This is a genomic window from Wenjunlia vitaminophila DSM 41686, from assembly GCF_000380165.1.
Lineage (GTDB): Bacteria > Actinomycetota > Actinomycetes > Streptomycetales > Streptomycetaceae > Wenjunlia > Wenjunlia vitaminophila.
In genome coordinates this window covers 12466-29460 of sequence record NZ_KB904661.1, presented here as the reverse complement: position 1 = coordinate 29460, position 16995 = coordinate 12466, and the positions used below count along the sequence as shown (strand labels likewise).

Here is a 16995-nt window from a genome sequence, read left to right as displayed (position 1 = left end):
TTAGGTTCCTAGAGGTCAGGGGCTGGTGAGGCGATCAACGGATCTGGAAGTAGGCGGCGTTGTTTTCCGTGATGCCGTCCCAGTCCGCGTCTGTCGGGAAGCGCAGGACGTCCCACCCGGCTTCCTCCAGGCGATAGCCGGCCTCGACATCGCGGGTGGAGTCGGCCGGGTGGCCGGGGATGTCGACGAACACGGCGACGTTGGCGCCGTCCAGGTGGAACACCAGATCGGGGCACGCCGCCGCTTCCGGTATGAGGACCTTGACCGCGTCCGGCAGCCGGTAGCCCTTCGCTCGCAGCCAGCCGAGCAGATCGCCTTGCGCGACGAGGGTCGCCAGATTCGCTTCCACCGGGGTCAGAGAGATGTGCTCGGAGGTGGCGTTTCCGCTGCTGACTGCAGGAGCGAGCCTGCGGAAGCGTTCGCTGCGGGATTCGCCGCGCTCCTCCCGCTCGGTGCGGGCGCCGGCGAGGCGCACCAGCAGCGGGTGGGCGGCGTGCCGGCTCAGCCGGCGGTGGTGCGCCTGGTTGGCGTAGGTCAGCAGGCAGGCGTAGCAGCCGCGGGCGCACCTCTCGTCGTCCGCCGGCCCGCCCTGGTCCTCGCCGGTGTCCGGGTTGAAGTGGCATATCTCCAGGGCGGTGCGGGCGGCCTTGGCGAGGGCGTCCTTGTCGTGCTGGATCCGGCGCAGGACACCGGCGCCGCCCTCGGCGGCCTCGGTGAACAGCATGCGGCGGCGCGGGCCGTCATCCGGCGGTAGCAGCTCCGCGGTCAGCTCGGAGTCCTCCAGTTCGAACGCCGCCTCGATGCCCCGCTCCAGCGCGTAGAGGAACGACCACGCCACCGCCTCGGGCTGCGGCTCGTTCAGGGTGACCACGAGGATGTTACGGCGATCCTCCACATAGGGCAGGACCCGCATCTTGCGGCGCTTCTCGTTGCCGTCATCGTCGACCACCGGCATGCCGGTGCCCTCGATGGCGTCCGCGGCGGCCCGGTCGTTGAGCCAGCGGCCGTCGCCCAGGTCCAGCCAGTAGCCGTCCGGCTCGCCTTCCTTGTCGCGGACACGACCGAGGTTGGTGATCCGGACGGTCGCCGAGTCGCCGTAGTCCAGGTCGAGGACGGGCGCACCGTCGATGTCGCTGACGTGCGAGGTGAGGCGTCCCTTGCGGGCGCCGTGGTCCTGGAACGCGTACGAGGTCTCGAGGCGGAAACCGGCCCGGCGGCGCTCTTCCTCGTCGGAGGAGATCCGCTCGCGCGACGTGGTGTAGACGGTGTGCAGGTGGAGGAGGCCGGTGCGCTTGTTCCTCAGTTCCTCCCCGCACATCGTGCACCTGTCGATGCCGGGCTTGACGGCGTGGTGGTAGCCGCAGCCGTCGCAGCGCCTGGCCTCCGCCGTCGCCAGGTCGCCCGAGGCGTCCGGCGGCAGCTGCACGCGGGTGACCTGGTAGCGGGCGCCCTCGTGGTAGATGAGCGCACCGGGGCCGAACTCGCGGATCGCGAGGAACCGGGGACGCTGCAGGTAGTCGCCGTCGGCGTTGCGACGGTTGCCCGAGCGCGGGATGTACGCGGCCAGCGGGAGCCGCGGGAAGCTGTAGCCGGGCAGAAACCCCTCGGACGCCAGATAGCGGTACGGATTGAAGTCGCTCATCACGGACTTGCTGTCGACGGAGCGGTTAAGCAGCAGGTTCGTCTGCGTCTCGGCCTCCCGGCGGCGGGTACGCGCCCGGCTCTGTTCGCCAGAGGAAAGGGTGTGGTCGACGACGCGCTTGTTCTGCTCGTACTGGTCGATGACGGCCGCCCGGAACAGCTGCCGCCACCGCTCGAAGGATTCGTTGAACTTGTCGGGGGCCCGCTCGATCCGGTCCTCGATCCACTCGTCGTACCACCAGGTGGTGGCCTCGAAGTCCGTGATCAGCGGCGCGAGGACTGTACGGGCGGCTGCGACCGCGCGTCGGCGGGCGCCCTCGTCCAGGGACAGGTCGCGGATGTGCTGGAGGAGCGGCAGCGGCATCTGCGGATCCGGGCGGTCGTCGCCGTCGGGGTCGTAGGCGACATCGATGACGTCCGGGATCGCGGTGCCGAGCTTCATGCCGGTCTCCGCCAGCCAGATGCCCTGCAGATGGGAGCGGACCAGATCCTCGTTGGCAAGGTCCAGACGTGGCGGGGCCACCTGCCCCGACACCATGTCCTGGGAGCGGCGGAAATAGTACTGGTCGTGGCTGTTGCCCGTCGCACAGTACGTGGTCACCAGCGCGGGCTGGCCGGAGCGGCCCGCCCGGCCGGAACGCTGGGCGTAGTTCGCCGGGGTCGGCGGCACATTGCGCATCAGCACCGCGTTGAGCGAGGAGATGTCCACGCCCAGCTCCATCGTCGGCGAGCAGTACAACAGGGGCAGTTCGGCGTCACGGAACAACTTCTCACGCTCCAGCCGCTCCTCCGGCGTGACCTGCGCGGTGTGCTCCCGCGAGTACAGGCCAGCCAACTCGGCGGCCGCAGTCCGGTACAGGTCGCGGAAGAACGGATTGACGCGCGGACCCTCGCCGCTGCTGTATGTGCGCGCCAGAGGGTCGACCGCGCCCCGCTCGCCGTTCCCGGCCCGCCAGACCAGGGCAGCGGCCGACACCCGGTAACCAGTGCGCCTCTCGGCCGCACGGCGGCGGTAAGTTGGGCCGGAGCGTTCAGGGGTGGCCTCCACCTCGCGCACCAGGTCCGCGTCCCGCAGCACCTTCAACAAGTCTTCGATGACGCACTGGACGTCGTCCAGGGGAAGGTCGCGCAGTTCAGGCATGTTCCGCCGGAGGTACTTGCCGAACTTGCCGCGAGCCGACAGGAACAGCGCGGAGCGCTCCATGCCCGGCCGTGAGCCGTACGGGTAGGCAGTTCCGACGGTCGGCCGGTCGCTGTCGCCCAGCACCCACGGACCGGTGAGGCGTCCCTCGCTGGCCCGCTGCAGGGTGTCGAAGTCGTCACGGAAGTACTGCACGTCGATGGCGAGGGCACGCCGCATGAAGTCGAGCAGCGTACGGCTGATCTCCTCGCGCAGCGCCGGGTCGGCGTCGCGCAGCACGGCGTGGGAGGACTGCCAACGCTCGGGTCGGGTGGCGAGCCAGTCCAGATCCTCGTAGTCGATCCGCAGCAGCCCCGTCTGCTCCAGGTTCGGCATCGTGATACGCCAGCCGCGCTCCAGGTCGCGGTAGAGGCGGTACCCGACGACGTCCCCGAAAGTCTTCACCGCCCGGCGCTCCATGGACGGGGGCAGGTCCGTGCCCGCCGCATACTCGCGCACCGACACTCCCATCACTCCGGTCACGGCCTCGGCAAGGTCGTCGTGGCGCAGCCCCTCCTCACCGGCCTGCAGCGCCGCCTGGTACAGGGCGCCGCGCAACTGGGTCACCTGGGCGAAGTCGTTGAAGTGCCCGGCCTGCAGCGAGGCATCCTGGCGGTTGTCGACGAAGGTGAGGAGTTTGCGCGCCTCCTTGCCCAGGCTCTCCTCGGGTACCGCCCGCAGGGATCTCATGATCGACGCAGAGATCAGCGAGGTTGCCGAAGAACGCCCCTCCTGATCCAGGGTGGCCAGTTTGGCGAAGTCCCGGCCACGGGTCTGCTCGTAGGAGACCTGGCAGTGCACACAGAACAGGAACGGCGCCGGGACGAATGCCGCCACCAGCCCCTCGCCTGACTCGTTCCCGTGGGCATCCACGACGATGCGCTTGGGCACCCGAGGCCGGTAGGACTTCCTGACGACCGTTACGCCCTGCGCGTCCGGCTCGAGCCACGACTCCGGCAACCGCCTGTCGTCCACGGCCCTCTGTGGATCGGTCGGCCACTCGTAGTCCTCCCCGGGTGTGCCCAGGTACAGGTACCCCTCGCCCTCGCGGCCCCCGGACGCAGAGGTGTCCCGACGCGGCTCGTACCGGAACGCGCCGCCCTCCTCGGTGCGCCAGACGGTCAGATACTCCTGGCCGCACTCACGGCAGAAGGCCAGAGGGAACAGCGGCTTGCCGTCGCTGTCGGGCTGCTCCAGCTGGTAGGTGCGGGTCAGCGGCCGGGTGAGCGGATCCTCCAGCGTCGTGTAGACGGTGTCGCCCTTGGAGAGGAACTGGTGCAGCCGGAACGCGAACAGCGGCCGCTCCGTTACCGGATGCTTGGCCTGCGCACCTGCCTCCAGGGTCGTCCGGATCGCCTCGCGCACGCTCTCCTCGGCCACCCCGGACTGGTCGGCCAGCTCAGCTGCGGCCTCCTCGACCGTGCCCGGGGCACAGCGGTGCAGCCGCCCCGTACCCTTCTCACGCTCCAGCCCGAACCGGGACTCCACCCAGCGGGCCAAAAGGTCCTTCGTCAGCGCCTCGTACGAGCGGGGCGCCGCTGGCACCCGCAGCCGCTCAGCGGGTACGGTCGCGGGGGGCTCCTCGGTCGCCCGGACCAGGGTCTCGCCGATGACCCGCTTCGGCAGCACGGTCGTACCGAACAGCCGGCTGGCGACCCTGGCCACCGCACGCTGCTGGTCCTCCCAGGAGCCCTCGCTGGACATGGTCGCCGAGGTGCCGATGCACTGCAGGGTCGCGGAGGCCCGGCAGGCCTCACGGACCCGGCGGATCAGGAACGCCACGTCCGCGCCCTGCCGGCCCCGGTAGGTGTGCAACTCGTCGAACACGAGGAACTGCAGCCCGTCGGCCATGCGGATCAGGCTGGACCGGTCGTCCGGCCGGGTCAGCATCAGCTCCAGCATCACGTAGTTGGTCAGCAGGATGTCCGGCGGGTTCCTGCGCAACTCGCGGCGTTGCTCGTCGGACTCCTGGCCGGTGTAGCGGGCGAAGGTGACCGGCTCGCGGCCCGTTCCGAAGCCGTGGCGCAGGTACTTCTTCAGCTCCTCCATCTGCGAGTTGGCCAGCGCGTTCATCGGATAGACGATGATCGCGCGCACCCGGCCCCCGGCGTCCGCTCCAGCCGTTTGACGCTCCCTCAGTACATGGTCCACGATCGGGACGATGTACGACAGAGACTTGCCGGAACCGGTGCCCGTGGTGAGCACGTAGGAGTCGCCCGCCTGCGCGGCCTCGATCGCCTGCCGCTGGTGGAGGTGGAAGGTCAGCGGCCGGCCGTCCGGGCGAAGTGAGGCCTCCTTCTTGCCGGTTTGGAAGATCCCCGCGCACCTGGGATGCAGCACTCCGTCCCGCACGAGGTCGGTGACCTGGCCGCCGTCGGCGAAGAACGGGTTCAGCGACAGCCACGGGTCGGGCCACTGTGACTTGGCCGCCAGATCGTCCTCGACGAAGCCGGCGATCCGGGCGTCGCGGATCACCGTCGCACTCTTGGTGAAGCTCTCGTACTCGCTGATGAGGTCGGCGTGGATACCGAAGACGTCCATGGCCTCGGGCAGGCGCGGCTGCCTGCGCGGCACGGGTGCGGGTGCGGCCGGGGCAGGCTCGGGGAGCAGGGCACGCAGCCGCGCCACCGGGTCCATCACCTGCCAGTGAGGAGCCAGCAGGGCGGCCGTGTCGTCCGGCGCGAGTGCGAGCGGAACCAGTGCCTCACGAACCAGGGCGGCGTTCTCGGGCCGCAGTTCGGCGTCCTTCTCTAAGAGGCGGTCCACCAGTCGGACCAGCTCGGCGGGCAGCTTCGGGCGCACGAGGCTCAGCTCCGGCGGCCGCTCGTGCTGGTGCTGCTCGGAAAGCTCGTACGGGGTCCTGGCTGAGAACGGCGGCCGTCCGATCAGCAGCTCGTACAGGATGCAGCCGAGCGCGTAGAGGTCGGCCGATGCGGAGACCCGCTCGGCACGGAACTGCTCGGGCGCCATGTAGCGGGCCGTGCCGACGCTGACGCCTGTGCTGGTCAGCCGCGTTTGGTCGGGGTCGTCGACGACCGAGCCCATGCCGAAGTCCAGGACCTTGACGGTGCCGTCACGGGTCAGCATCACATTGGCCGGCTTCAGATCGCGGTGGACGACCCCGGCAGTGTGCGCGGCAGCGAGACCGGCGGCGAGCTGCGCGCCGACGGCAGCGACCCAGGAGAGCGGGAGCTGGGGCTCCTCGTCGATGAGGTCCGCGAGCGGATGACCGTCCAGCAGCTCCATGGCCAGGTAAGGCAGGCCGCTGCCGCCCGGTGTTCCGTCCACGCCGCCGTCGATCAGCAGGGTGAGGTTCGGGTGGCCCTGGGAGAGCATGCGCATGATCCGCACTTCGCGGCGGAAGCGGTCGATCTCCTTGCCGGACCCGGACGCGTCAAGCGCGACTCCGGTCCGGCTGCGCAACACGGTCTTGACCGCGACCTCCCGGTGCGGGGAGTCCAGGGTGGCCTGAAGGTCCTCAGCCCGGTGCACCTCGCCCATGTTCCCGCGCCCTACGATCCCCGTGATCCGGAATCGTCCGTCGACCGTCACCAGGTCCACTGCCCTTCCTCGTTTCACCCGTCGCGTACAAGGTAGTTACACCCCGCAGGGAGCGTACACTTTCACTTGCCGCCGAGGGTTGCATACACACGTTGACATCGTCAACGGACTCTCTTGCTTGACGCGTCGTCGAGTGATCAACGCGCGGGCGGCGAGCCGCTGCACCAGGCCCTCGGCGGGAACCGCCTGCGTGTCGCAGGCGACACCGAGTTCGCGGCGAGTTCCGCGATTGCTTCGTGGATCCACCGGCGCTCGTCTCGAGGGCCCGGCCTTTCGCCGAGCTTGAGCAGCTCGTCCGCCGGTACCGGTCGCGCGGATCCGCCAGGGCGAACGGCGGGAGCGCGACTGGTAAGAGTTGCGCGGCAAACTCGTCAGGCGTCCATCTCGTGCTCGTGCCGGGCGGGGAGTAGTCAAGAAGAGTCACGCTGGCTCCGGGCCTGCAATTGAGGGCCCGAGGTATACGGCTGATTCCCGTAAGCGGGCGTGGACCAGGGCTTACCCCGATACCTCCCCGGTCGTCCAGCGCGTCTTCGCCGAATACCCGCGGGGCCACGGCTGGTACGCCATCGCCGAAGGCCTTACCCGCGACGATACTCCCTGCCCTTCCGCCCATGACCGTGCCCGCACCCCCCCGCGACGGCCTCGCCTGGTCCAAGGGCGCCGTCCGCGCCATCCTGACCAACTCGCGCTACACCGGCCACCAGATCTGGAACCGGCAACGCAAGGAGGAAGTCCTCCTCGACGTCGAAGACGTCACCCTCCGCCACCGCACTAAACTCGTCTGGAACAACCCCGACGAGTGGGTCTGGTCCACCCACCCCGTCCACGAGCCACTGATCCCCTCGCAGCGTCGCCGAACCAGCACCACTACCAAGCCCTCACCACCGAACAGATCGAGCGCCTGATCGTCCAACTCGGCTCACTGACCGACCGGCTCCTGGCGGCTGAACCCGAGCGCAAACGGCCGCTCTACGAGGCGTTCGGCCTCTCCCTGACCTACGACACAATAAAGCGGGTTGTGATGGTCACATCACAACCCGCTCATTCATGTACGTATGGTACGTGTCCGAGGGGGGACTTGAACCCCCACGCCCGATAAAGGGCACTAGCACCTCAAGCTAGCGCGTCTGCCATTCCGCCACCCGGACCGGATGACCCGCGGGCCTAGGTCCCCGCGCGACGGGGACAACCATAGCAAAGAAATGCGAGCCGCCGATCACCGTGGACGGCCGCCGGTGGGCCCGCCTCGCGGGGACCTCGCCGGGGCGCTTCGAGGACCTGTCCTTGCGGGGGCGAGGTCGGGGCGGGAGTGGGACAACGGCTGGTGGGAGGGGTGGTCTTGGGTGCGGGGGACGGTCGGGGGAGGATGGCGGGAACGGTGAGCGGGACATGAGGAGGCAGCGTGAGCGAGTCGAGAACGGCGCCCGGGGTCACGGGTGAGGACGAGGTCGTTGACCTCTGCCGGGAACTGATCAGGATCGACACCAGCAACTACGGGGACGGGTCCGGGACGGGGGAGCGGGCCGCCGCCGAGTACGTGGCCGAGAAGCTCGCGGAGGTCGGGCTCGAGCCGCAGGTGATCGAGTCGGAACGGGGGCGGGCCTCGACCGTGGCCAGGATCGCCGGGGAGGACCCCTCGCGTCCGGCGCTGCTGATCCACGGGCACACCGACGTCGTTCCGGCCAACGCGGAGGACTGGACGCACCATCCGTTCGGCGGGGAGGTGGCGGACGGCTGTGTCTGGGGCCGGGGCGCGGTGGACATGAAGGACATGGACGCGATGACCCTTGCCGTGGTCCGCGACCGGTTGCGCAGTGGGCGTAGGCCACCGCGGGACGTGGTGTTGGCGTTCGTCGCGGACGAGGAGGCCGGTGGTCTCTTCGGCGCACGCTACCTGGTGGACCGGCACCCGGAGCTGTTCGAGGGGGTGACGGAGGCCATCGGTGAGGTCGGCGGCTTCTCGTTCACGGTCAACGACGACCTGCGGCTGTACCTGGTGGAGACCGCCGAGAAGGGCATCCACTGGATGCGGCTCAGCGTGCAGGGCACCGCCGGTCACGGTTCGATGACCAACGACGACAACGCGGTCACCGAGCTCTGTGAGGCGGTCGCGCGGCTCGGCCGGCACAAGTTCCCCATCCGGGTCACCAAGACGGTTCGGGCGTTCCTGGACGAGCTGTCCGAGGCGCTCGGGGTGGAACTGGACCCGGAGAACATGGACGAGACGCTGGCTAGGCTGGGCGGCATCGCCAGGATCATCGGGGCGACGCTGCGGAACACCGCGACGCCCACCATGCTCGGTGCCGGCTACAAGGTCAATGTGATCCCCGGTGAGGCGACCGCGCACGTGGACGCCCGGTTCCTGCCCGGGTACGAGGAGGAGTTCCTGGCCGAGCTCGACCAGGTCCTCGGCCCCCGGGTGCGGCGCACCGACGTGCACGCGGACAAGGCGCTGGAGACGGGCTTCGACGGCGCGCTGGTGGAGGCGATGCAGTCGGCGTTGCGTGCCGAGGACCCGATCGCGCGGGCGGTCCCGTACTGCCTGTCCGGGGGCACCGACGCCAAGCACTTCACCGATCTGGGTATCCGCTGCTTCGGGTTCGCCCCGCTGAAGCTGCCGCCCGAGCTGGACTTCGCCGGGATGTTCCACGGCGTGGACGAGCGGGTGCCGGTGGACGGACTGCGGTTCGGGGTGCGGGTGCTCGACCGGTTCCTCGACGCCTGTTGAGCCGCTTTTCAGTGACCACAAATCGTGCACTCGTGCTGATTTAGCTGAAATGAGTGAAGCAGTCTGTAGGTTCGTAGCTCTATTACTCCCTCCTCGTTGACTCGTGTGGCGGTCGTTGAGATCGCATGGTCTACAAGGAGGAACAGTGATTAAGAAGGTTGTCGCCGCCACGGCGCTCACCGGCAGTCTGGTCATGGCGGGCGCGGGCGTTGCCGCGGCCCACTCGAGTGCGGGTGGTTCCGCGATCGGCAACCCGGGTGTGGTCTCTGGAAACGTCGTTGAGGTGCCGGTGCACGTTCCGGTGAACGCCTGCGGGAACACCGTGAACGTCATCGCGCTGCTCAACCCCGCGTTCGGCGCCGACTGCGTCAACCGCTGAACGGTGACGGGCTGAACGAGTAGCCAGACCCCGCACAACCCCGGAGCGCGAGCCATGCGCCCCGGGGTTGTCGTCTGTATACCGTGCACGGGGGGGGTCGGATATGCCTCGATCGCGTGAGAGGCGTCCTGCTGCGGTGGCAGGAGGTCGTGCGGTGTGAACGTGGCGGGGCCCACGGGTGACCGACCGGGCGGGTGGTTCGAGGTTGGGGCACGGTGGCGGGGGGAACCGGTGGGGGAAGCGCCGAGCATCGAGTACCGCCGACGGTGTCTAGTGCACTGACTGCACATGGTGCACTGACTGCATATATGCACTGACTATATCTAGCGACTGTATCTAGCGATATGTCCGGTTTGTTAATTCATGAGGATATCAACTGTTGGCGGCTGGGTGGAGCCGAAAGATTGATAATTCACGCGATCGGATGAAAGCTGATAGGGCCATAACCATGAGGAGGGCAATCGCGTTGTTTTCCACGCGGGCACACGTTCCGTGAGTATTCCGGAAGGCAGGGAAAACACATGCGACAGATCGCCAAGCGAAGCCTGGTCACGGCAGTGGCCGCCGGCGGCATGCTGGCAGCCGTGTCGGGCTACGCCTACGCTGAGAGCGGAGCGGACGCGGCGGTCTCGGGGTCTCCGGGGGTGGCGTCGGGCAATTCCATCCAGGTCCCGGTCCATGCCCCGGTCAATGTCTGTGGGAACACCGTCAACGTCATCGCCGCGCTGAACCCCTCGTTCGGCGAGACCTGCGCCAACAACCCGGGGGGCCAGCCCTCCCAGCCCTCCCAGCCCCCCCAGGAGCCGGGCGGGAGCCACGCTCCCGAGGTGCCCGGTGAGCAGGAGCCGGAGCAGCCGCAGGAGCCGGGCCCAGGGGAGGAGGAGCCGTCGGGCCAGACGCCGGGGGACTCGGGCGTCCACATGCCCCCGGTGTCGCACTCCGGTCCCCGGACGAACGATGAGGGCGGGGCCAAGGGGCAGCAGGCCCCGGCCGCCCACGAAGTGGCCTCCGAACCCACCGCCGAGCTCGCCGAGACCGGCTCCTCCCTCGGCCTGACCATCCCGTTGAGCGCGGGGGCGCTGCTCGGCGGCGCCATCCTGTACCGCAAGAGCCGGCGGCTGGCCCGCGACTGAGTCGCACCGCTCGCCGACCTTTGACACGCGGGGGATGAGGGTGGTCGGCAGGGACAGGTCCACCGTCCCTGCCCACCGCTCCCCGGTGGCCCGTACGGCGGGCCACCGGGGTACTCACCAGGTGCGCACCGCACGAATGATGCGTCGGCGCAGCCGAACCCGGCGGCTGCCGTCCGCGTACAACCGCAGTCGGTCCAGCTCCCAGTGCCCGTACTCGGCGTGGTCGGTCAGCAACTGCCGCGCGGCGTTACGTGAAACCCCACGAGGCACGTACAACTCTTGAAATTCATACTCCGGCATCGAATCCATTGTGCGGGCATCGCCCGAGTACGGATAGCGTCTGCACCATGTCTGATGCCGCGCGGCCCACCGTTGCTGAGGTACGCACCGCCGCTGAGGCGGTGAAAGCTGCCCTGGACCGTCATCTTGCCGCGGTGGAGAAGAGCGCCGCCGTTGGTCGGGGAGGGCAGGACCCCGAGGTGTTCGCCGCTTATGACGCCCTCGCTGCCGCCGCCGTCGCCTATGACGAGATCCTCGACGTGGTCTACGACGAGGTGACTCCCTTCGAGGTGCCGGGCAGCGCCTCCTCCACCTACCGCGGGCCGCAGGAACCCGAGGCGATCAGCGTGCTGATCAGGCGCGACTACACCGTGGCCGAGCCGGAGCGGCTGATCGCCCAGGCCACGCGGGTCGTCAGGGTCGACGACTCGGGCGCGGCGCCCGGCTTCCGGCTGAACGCCGCGGTCGCCGTGCTCTTCGGCGAGTACGAGCCCGATGAGATCGCGTCCCGCTACGAGGAGTTCGGCCTGGAAGAGGGCGACTCCACGCTGTGGGTCTCCGCCGCCGAACTGGCCGAGCCGGGTGAGTGGCTGGCCGCCCCCTTTGACGACGCCGACCCACAGACCCTGATCTGCCGGTTCGACGTCAGCGCGGTCTACGACGACGAACCGCGCACTCCCGAGTCGGAGGGATAGCCGCCCCGCCGGTCCGGGCAGGGGTGAGCGCCGGGCCTCGCCGGGTGCGGGCCAGCCCGTTCCGCCGCGCTCAGGCCTCGGACGGGACCTGCTCGCGCAGGATCGTGCGCAGCCTGGTGGTGCGTGGCCTGGCCGGAACCTCGGCCACGGCTCGTGGCAGTGCCTGCTCCACCCCCTGGACCACCGACAGGTGCCGCTCGGCGCGCCCGAAGGCCGTGTACACCCACTGCCGGGTGAGCCCGGGGCCGGCGTCGCCGGGAAGCACCGCGACCACGGCCGGCCAGCGCGTCGCCACCGCCTGGTGCGCGGTCAACGCCCAGCCGTGGCGCACCTCGGCGATCCGGTCCTGCGGCACCGTGATCCGGCCACGGGGACCGTCGAGGTGAAGTCCCTGCTCGTCACCGGCGGCCACCGTGCACGGCACGGCTCGGCCGGGCGCCGGCACGTGTACCACCCGGTCCCCCGGGTCGAACCCCCCGAACCGTCCGGGGCCGGGGTTGAGCCGGGCCTTCAGCGCCGCGTTCAGTGCCCGGGTGCCCACCGCCCCCGCATGGCCAGGCGTGATCACCTGTGTCTGCTCGGCCGGCACCCCCAGGGCGCGCGGCACCGCGTCGGCGACGAGCTGGACGGTGCGGTGCACCGCCTCGCCGGCGTCCCGAGCGGGGACGATCACGACTTCCTTCTCCGGGGCCGGGACGGCGGCCAGTTCCCCGATGCCGATCCCGGAGACCAGCTCTCCGATCGGCCCCGGGTCCGGGGTGCGTGAGGAGACGTGTGGACACACCCGGGCGGCCAACAGGTCGGCGAAGACCCGCCCGGGCGCGGCCGACCACAGCAGCCCCGGGTCGCCGCTGAGGACCAGCCGCGCGCCGTCGGGCAGGGACTCGACCAGGGTGGCGGCCCTCTCCACGTCGAGCTGGGGGCCGTCACACACGACCAGCAGATCCACGGCGAGGGAACCGTCCGCTTCCCGTGCGGGGCCCTCCCGCCCGGCGAGCAACCCGTCCAGGGTGACCACGGCGGTGTCCTGTCCACCCGGCGCGTCCGGGTGCGCGGACGCGCCGTCGGGGCCCGCGGGGGTGGAGTCCGTGGGCGGGGATTCCGTGCGGCCGGGGCCAAGCAGGGTCCCCAGTCGGCGGCGGCTGTCCTCAGAGTCGGTCACCGCCCACGCCCGCAGCCCCAGCCTGCGTGCGGAGGCGGTCAGGGCGGCCGGCTCCGCACGGGCCGCCTCACCGCCGGTGTGCAGCACCACACCGCTGCTGGCCGTGGCACGCAGCAGGTCGGCGGCAGAGCCGGTCGGGGCCTGGTCGGCCGCGTCCCCCCAGGCGGACACGGGCGGGCCGGCGTCCGGATCGAGGGTGGACAGCAGCCGCACCAACCCGTCGGCGAGGCTCTCCTCGGCCAGCGCGTAACGGTCCAGGGCCAGCAGCACCCGCACCGGGGGCTCGGCGTCCTCGTCCGCCTGGGGACCCCCGCGACCCGGGGCCGCGTCCTCGTCGTCGTCGCGGAACACCAGGACCCGGCCGTCCGTGACGGCCTCCCGCAACGCCTCGTCGGGGTCCGGGACGGCGTGCCGCTCAAGGGCCGCCCGCAGACCGGCCGCATCGATGGCGGTGTGGCCCTCCACCGCGGCCCGCTCCAGCAGCCACACCACCAGGGCCCGTGCCCGCCGCGGGTCGCCCGGACCGCACTCGGCGCCGAGCAACGCCCTGGCGAACGCGTCGGCCTGCTCGATCCGTACCCCCGCCAGCGACAGCACCTGCCAGGGGTCCTCCCGCAGCACCCCCGCCGCGCCCGCCCCGAGGGACGCCACGGCGGGCCCGGCCAGCGCCGCCGGGGCGCCGCCCTCCGCCAACACCGCGCCGACCTCGGCGACCGCGGCGTCCGGGGGAGCCCCGCGTGGGGCGCGGGCCGGCCGGGCCTGCTCCGGCTGGGGCGGGACCGAAGGGGACGGGCCCGCGGCCACGGGGTCGCTCGTCACAGCGTGCTCCAGTCCTGGTCGGGGTAGCGGTGCAGCGGCGCCGAGACGTCGTCCAGCGCCGCGCAGATCTCCCCCGGAAGGGTAAGGGCCTCCACCGACAGCGCCGCGGAGAGCTGCTTGGCGTTCCGCGCCCCCACGATCGGCGCCACCACGCCCGGTCGGTCCCGCACCCAGGCCAGTGCCACGTGCAGCGCCGTGACCGCCAGTCCGTCGGCGGCGGTGGTCACGGCGTCCACGATGCCCCTGGCCTCGGCGTCCAGGTACGGCTCGACGAACGCGGCGAGGTGCTCCGACGCGCCGCGCGAGTCCTGGGGGACGCCGTGCCGGTACTTGCCGGTCAGCACCCCCCGGCCCAGCGGCGAGGACGGCAGCAGGCCGACGCCCAGGTCAAGCGCGGCGGGCAGCACCTCACGTTCGATCCCGCGTTGCAGCAGGGAGTACTCCATCTGGATGCTGGCCAGGGGGGTGCGGCCGGCAGCGGCCAACTGCCAGGCCGCCGCCTTGGCCAGTTGCCAGCCGCAGAAGTTGGACACCCCGACGTAGCGGGTCCGCCCCGACGCCACCGCGATGTCCAGGGCCTGGAGGGTCTCCTCGAGCGGGGTGGCGTGGTCGAACGCATGGACCTGCCACACGTCGACGTAGTCGGTGCCGAGCCGCCGGAGCGAGGCGTCGAGCGCGGACAACAGGTGTCCCCGGGAGGCGTCGAAGCGCCGGTCGGGGTCGGGGACGCTGCCCGCCTTGGTGGCGATGACGAGCTCCTCGCGGGGCACCACCCCGTCCAGCAGGCGTCCCAGCAGGTACTCGGCACCCCCGTCTGCGTAGACGTCGGCGGTGTCGACCAAGTTCCCGCCGGCCTCCAGGTACACCTTCACCATGTCGGCGGCGTCGTGCTCGCCGGTGTCCCGACCCCAGGTCAGCGTGCCCAGACCCAGTCGGGACACGCGCAGCCCGGTGCGGCCGAGGTGCCTTCGCTCCATGTCCGCGAAGATTACTGGTCACGGCGCCCGCGTACACGGCGCGGGGCGCCATTGGCCGTGTCCCGCGGGCCGGTGGGGAGGCGGGGCGGCGGCCACGCCTGGGGAGTGACGTTCCTGCGTTCCGCACCGGGCTCGGTCCGGGGTGGGGGAGCAGCGCGGGAGCGCGTTTTGCGGAGGCGACCGCGAGGGGCAGGATGCAGGGATGCGCATGGGGGTGATCGGCCTGCGGAGGGGACTCCACATGGCCACCTGGGGTCGTCGGCTGGGCATGGACGTGGTGGCGGCCTGCGACCGCGATCCCGGGTGCCTGCAGGACGCGGGGCGGCTGCTGCCCGGCGCGGAGCTGACCGGGGACTGGCGGGACCTGTTGGCGCAGCGCCTCGACGGCGTGCTGGTCGCCAACGACTTCGACGCCCACGCCCCCGTGGCCGTGGAGTTCCTGCGACGGGGCGTGCACGTGCTCTCGGAGACCGCGGCCTGTGCCGACGAGGAGCAGGGACGGCGGCTGGTCGCGGCGGTGGAGCGGTCCTCGGCGACCTACTCGTTCGCCGAGAACTACGTCGCGCACCCGCACGTGCGACTGGTCCGCCAGGCCGTGGACGCCGGCGAGCTGGGCCGGATCAGCCTGGTCGAAGCCGACTACCTGCACGGCCTCTCGCCAGGACAGGTCGCCGCCCTCATCGGTGACCCCGCCCACTGGCGGGGGCGGATCGCCGCGACCGCCTACTGCACCCACACCGTCTCGCCCGTGCTGGCGCTGACCGACGCGTGGCCCGTGGAGGTGTCTGCCTTCTCCGTCGACGTCGCCGATCCCCGGGCCGCGGTGGTGCTGACGGTACGGCTGTCCAGCGGCGCGCTGGCCGTCACCCGGCACGGCTTCCTCCAGGGCGAGCCCGACAGCCACTGGAGCTGGATCTGTGCGCGCGGCACCCGGGGGCTCGCCGAGTCGGTGCGCGCCCCTGGTGAACGTGCCTGGTCGGTCCGGGTGAGGGCGGAGGCCTGGGCCACCGCGGACGGTCGGGTCCGGGAAGAAGAACGTGTCCCGCCGCCGCTGAGCCACGCCGGGACGGCGGTGGAGCGGGGGGAGGAGGGGACGGTCCTGGTGCTCCGGGCGTTCCGGGCGACGGTGGAGCGGGGGGAGCCGCCGCTGGTTCCGGTGCGCCCCGCCGTGGCCGCGTCGCTGGTCGGGGTGGCCGGGGCGGAGTCCCTGCGCAACGGCGGGCGCCCGGTGCCGGTGCCCGACGTCTCCCCGGCCGCCGTCCGCCGAGGCCAGTGAGCTGTTCCGCTTCCCGGGTGCGTCGCGTTAGGGTCCCGGGGACAGGACGTTACTGGCGAGTAAGACATGTGAGGGGAACCGCATGCGGCTCGGAATCAACCTCGGCTACTGGGGCGCCGGGATGGACGCGGACAACCTCGCCGTGGCCCAGGAGGCGGACCGGCTCGGCTACGCCGTGTGCTGGGCCGCTGAGGCGTACGGATCTGACGCGGCCACGGTGCTGGCCTGGGTCGCGGCCAGGACCGAGCGCATCGACGTGGGCTCGGCCATCTTCCAGATCCCGGCGCGCACCCCCACCATGACGGCGATGACCGCGGCGACCCTGGACGCCCTGTCCGGTGGCCGGTTCCGCCTGGGCCTCGGGGTCTCCGGCCCCCAGGTGTCCGAGGGCTGGCACGGGGTCAGGTTCGACCGTCCGCTGGCCCGCACCCGGGAGTACGTCGAGATCATCCGCAAGGCCATGTCCAGGGAACGCGTCGTCCACCAGGGCGAGACGTGGACCCTTCCGCTGCCGGACGGCCCGGGCAAGCCGCTGAAGCTGATCGTGCACCCGGAGCGCCCGCACATCCCGCTCTACATCGCGGCCATCGGCCCGAAGAACCTCGAGCTGACCGGGGAGATCGCTGACGGGGCGCTGCTGGTCTTCTTCGCCCCGGAACACGCCGAGGAGACCACCCTGGCCGCGGTGCGGGCCGGCCGGGCCAAGGCGGGCATGTCCCTGGACGGGTTCGACCTGGTGCCCACCGTGCCGCTGGCGGTGGGCGAGGACATCCCGGCCCTCGCTGACCAGTTCCGCCCGTACACGGCGCTCTACGTGGGCGGCATGGGCAGCCGCAAGCAGAACTTCTACAACCGGCTCGCCGTGCGGATGGGGTACGCGGAGCAGGCCGCGGAGATCCAGGACCGGTACCTGTCGGGGGACAAGACGGGCGCCGCGGCGGCCGTCCCGCACGAGCTGATCGACTCCACCACGCTGCTCGGCCCGGTGGAGCGGATCGCGGACCGGATGCAGGCGTACGCCGCAGCAGGGGTCACCACGCTCACCCTCAGCCCCGCCGGGTTCACCCTGGACGAGCGGATCGCCGGCCTGCGCGCCGGCGTCCAGGCGCTGGAACGGGCGGGGCTGGCCGAGTGAGGCCCGGCGCGGTGTGCGGGGTGGCCGCGC

Annotated in this window: 11 protein-coding genes and 1 tRNA gene; 7 read left to right on the top strand and 5 right to left on the bottom strand. The window is 71.1% G+C overall.

What is annotated here, in order from left to right; translation table 11 throughout:
* Positions 1-34 precede the first annotated feature (34 nt).
* Positions 35-6382, bottom strand: coding sequence for a protein kinase domain-containing protein (locus A3IG_RS0110510; RefSeq protein ID WP_018383523.1), 6348 nt, complete (start codon positions 6380-6382; stop codon positions 35-37).
* Positions 6383-6993: 611 nt separating this feature from the next.
* Here A3IG_RS0110510 and A3IG_RS34790 point away from each other — a divergent pair.
* The gene (locus tag A3IG_RS34790) at positions 6994-7287 is read left to right on the top strand and encodes a recombinase family protein (protein WP_018383522.1); all 294 of its coding nucleotides are present in this window, start codon (positions 6994-6996) and stop codon (positions 7285-7287) included.
* Between the two features lie 158 nt (positions 7288-7445).
* Here the strand turns inward: A3IG_RS34790 and A3IG_RS0110500 are convergent.
* Positions 7446-7530 (bottom strand) — tRNA-Leu (locus A3IG_RS0110500).
* 254 nt (positions 7531-7784) lie between these two features.
* Here A3IG_RS0110500 and A3IG_RS0110495 point away from each other — a divergent pair.
* The 3 genes from A3IG_RS0110495 to A3IG_RS0110485 all read left to right on the top strand — a co-directional run bounded on the left by A3IG_RS0110495 (position 7785) and on the right by A3IG_RS0110485 (position 10622).
* Positions 7785-9110 (top strand): M20/M25/M40 family metallo-hydrolase, encoded by a 1326-nt coding sequence (locus tag A3IG_RS0110495; RefSeq protein WP_018383521.1) that lies wholly within the window; start codon positions 7785-7787, stop codon positions 9108-9110.
* Positions 9111-9255: 145 nt separating this feature from the next.
* The gene (locus A3IG_RS0110490) at positions 9256-9489 is read left to right on the top strand and encodes a chaplin (protein WP_018383520.1); all 234 of its coding nucleotides are present in this window, start codon (positions 9256-9258) and stop codon (positions 9487-9489) included.
* A 521-nt stretch (positions 9490-10010) separates the two neighbouring features.
* Positions 10011-10622 (top strand): chaplin, encoded by a 612-nt coding sequence (locus tag A3IG_RS0110485; RefSeq protein ID WP_018383519.1) that lies wholly within the window; start codon positions 10011-10013, stop codon positions 10620-10622.
* A gap of 114 nt (positions 10623-10736) precedes the next feature.
* Here A3IG_RS0110485 and A3IG_RS0110480 read toward each other — a convergent pair whose 3' ends face one another.
* Positions 10737-10922, bottom strand: coding sequence for a DUF5703 family protein (locus tag A3IG_RS0110480; RefSeq protein ID WP_026220118.1), 186 nt, complete (start codon positions 10920-10922; stop codon positions 10737-10739).
* Positions 10923-10969: 47 nt separating this feature from the next.
* On the opposite strand from A3IG_RS0110480, the gene A3IG_RS0110475 reads away from it, so the two are divergent.
* Positions 10970-11596, top strand: a complete 627-nt coding sequence (locus tag A3IG_RS0110475) for a hypothetical protein (protein ID WP_026220117.1) — start codon at positions 10970-10972, stop codon at positions 11594-11596.
* Between the two features lie 70 nt (positions 11597-11666).
* Here the strand turns inward: A3IG_RS0110475 and A3IG_RS0110470 are convergent, their stop codons facing one another.
* Together A3IG_RS0110470 and A3IG_RS0110465 are read right to left on the bottom strand one after the other, a co-directional pair.
* Entirely contained in the window at positions 11667-13577 is a 1911-nt protein-coding gene (locus A3IG_RS0110470) for a helix-hairpin-helix domain-containing protein (RefSeq protein WP_018383516.1), read from the bottom strand.
* Complete coding sequence (locus A3IG_RS0110465; RefSeq protein WP_018383515.1) at positions 13574-14554, bottom strand: aldo/keto reductase; 981 nt, start codon at positions 14552-14554, stop codon at positions 13574-13576. Before A3IG_RS0110465 ends, A3IG_RS0110470 begins: the two co-directional genes overlap by 4 nt.
* 202 nt (positions 14555-14756) lie before the next feature.
* On the opposite strand from A3IG_RS0110465, the gene A3IG_RS0110460 reads away from it, so the two are divergent.
* Both A3IG_RS0110460 and A3IG_RS0110455 read left to right on the top strand, forming a co-directional pair.
* The gene (locus tag A3IG_RS0110460; protein WP_018383514.1) at positions 14757-15830 is read left to right on the top strand and encodes a Gfo/Idh/MocA family protein; all 1074 of its coding nucleotides are present in this window, start codon (positions 14757-14759) and stop codon (positions 15828-15830) included.
* Positions 15831-15912: 82 nt separating this feature from the next.
* Positions 15913-16965, top strand: a complete 1053-nt coding sequence (locus A3IG_RS0110455; RefSeq protein ID WP_018383513.1) for an LLM class F420-dependent oxidoreductase — start codon at positions 15913-15915, stop codon at positions 16963-16965.
* The last annotated feature ends 30 nt before the right edge of the window (positions 16966-16995 follow it).

Excerpts from the sequence above, each read along its gene's own strand:
- A3IG_RS0110460 (WP_018383514.1), top strand. The coding sequence starts at position 14,757 with ATGCGCATGGGGGTGATCGGCCTGCGGAGGGGACTCCACATGGCCACC.
- A3IG_RS0110485 (WP_018383519.1), top strand. The coding sequence starts at position 10,011 with ATGCGACAGATCGCCAAGCGAAGCCTGGTCACGGCAGTGGCCGCCGGC.
- A3IG_RS0110480 (WP_026220118.1), bottom strand. The coding sequence starts at position 10,922 with ATGCCGGAGTATGAATTTCAAGAGTTGTACGTGCCTCGTGGGGTTTCA.
- A3IG_RS34790 (WP_018383522.1), top strand. The coding sequence starts at position 6,994 with ATGACCGTGCCCGCACCCCCCCGCGACGGCCTCGCCTGGTCCAAGGGC.
- A3IG_RS0110455 (WP_018383513.1), top strand. The coding sequence starts at position 15,913 with ATGCGGCTCGGAATCAACCTCGGCTACTGGGGCGCCGGGATGGACGCG.
- A3IG_RS0110465 (WP_018383515.1), bottom strand. The coding sequence starts at position 14,554 with ATGGAGCGAAGGCACCTCGGCCGCACCGGGCTGCGCGTGTCCCGACTG.
- A3IG_RS0110475 (WP_026220117.1), top strand. The coding sequence starts at position 10,970 with ATGTCTGATGCCGCGCGGCCCACCGTTGCTGAGGTACGCACCGCCGCT.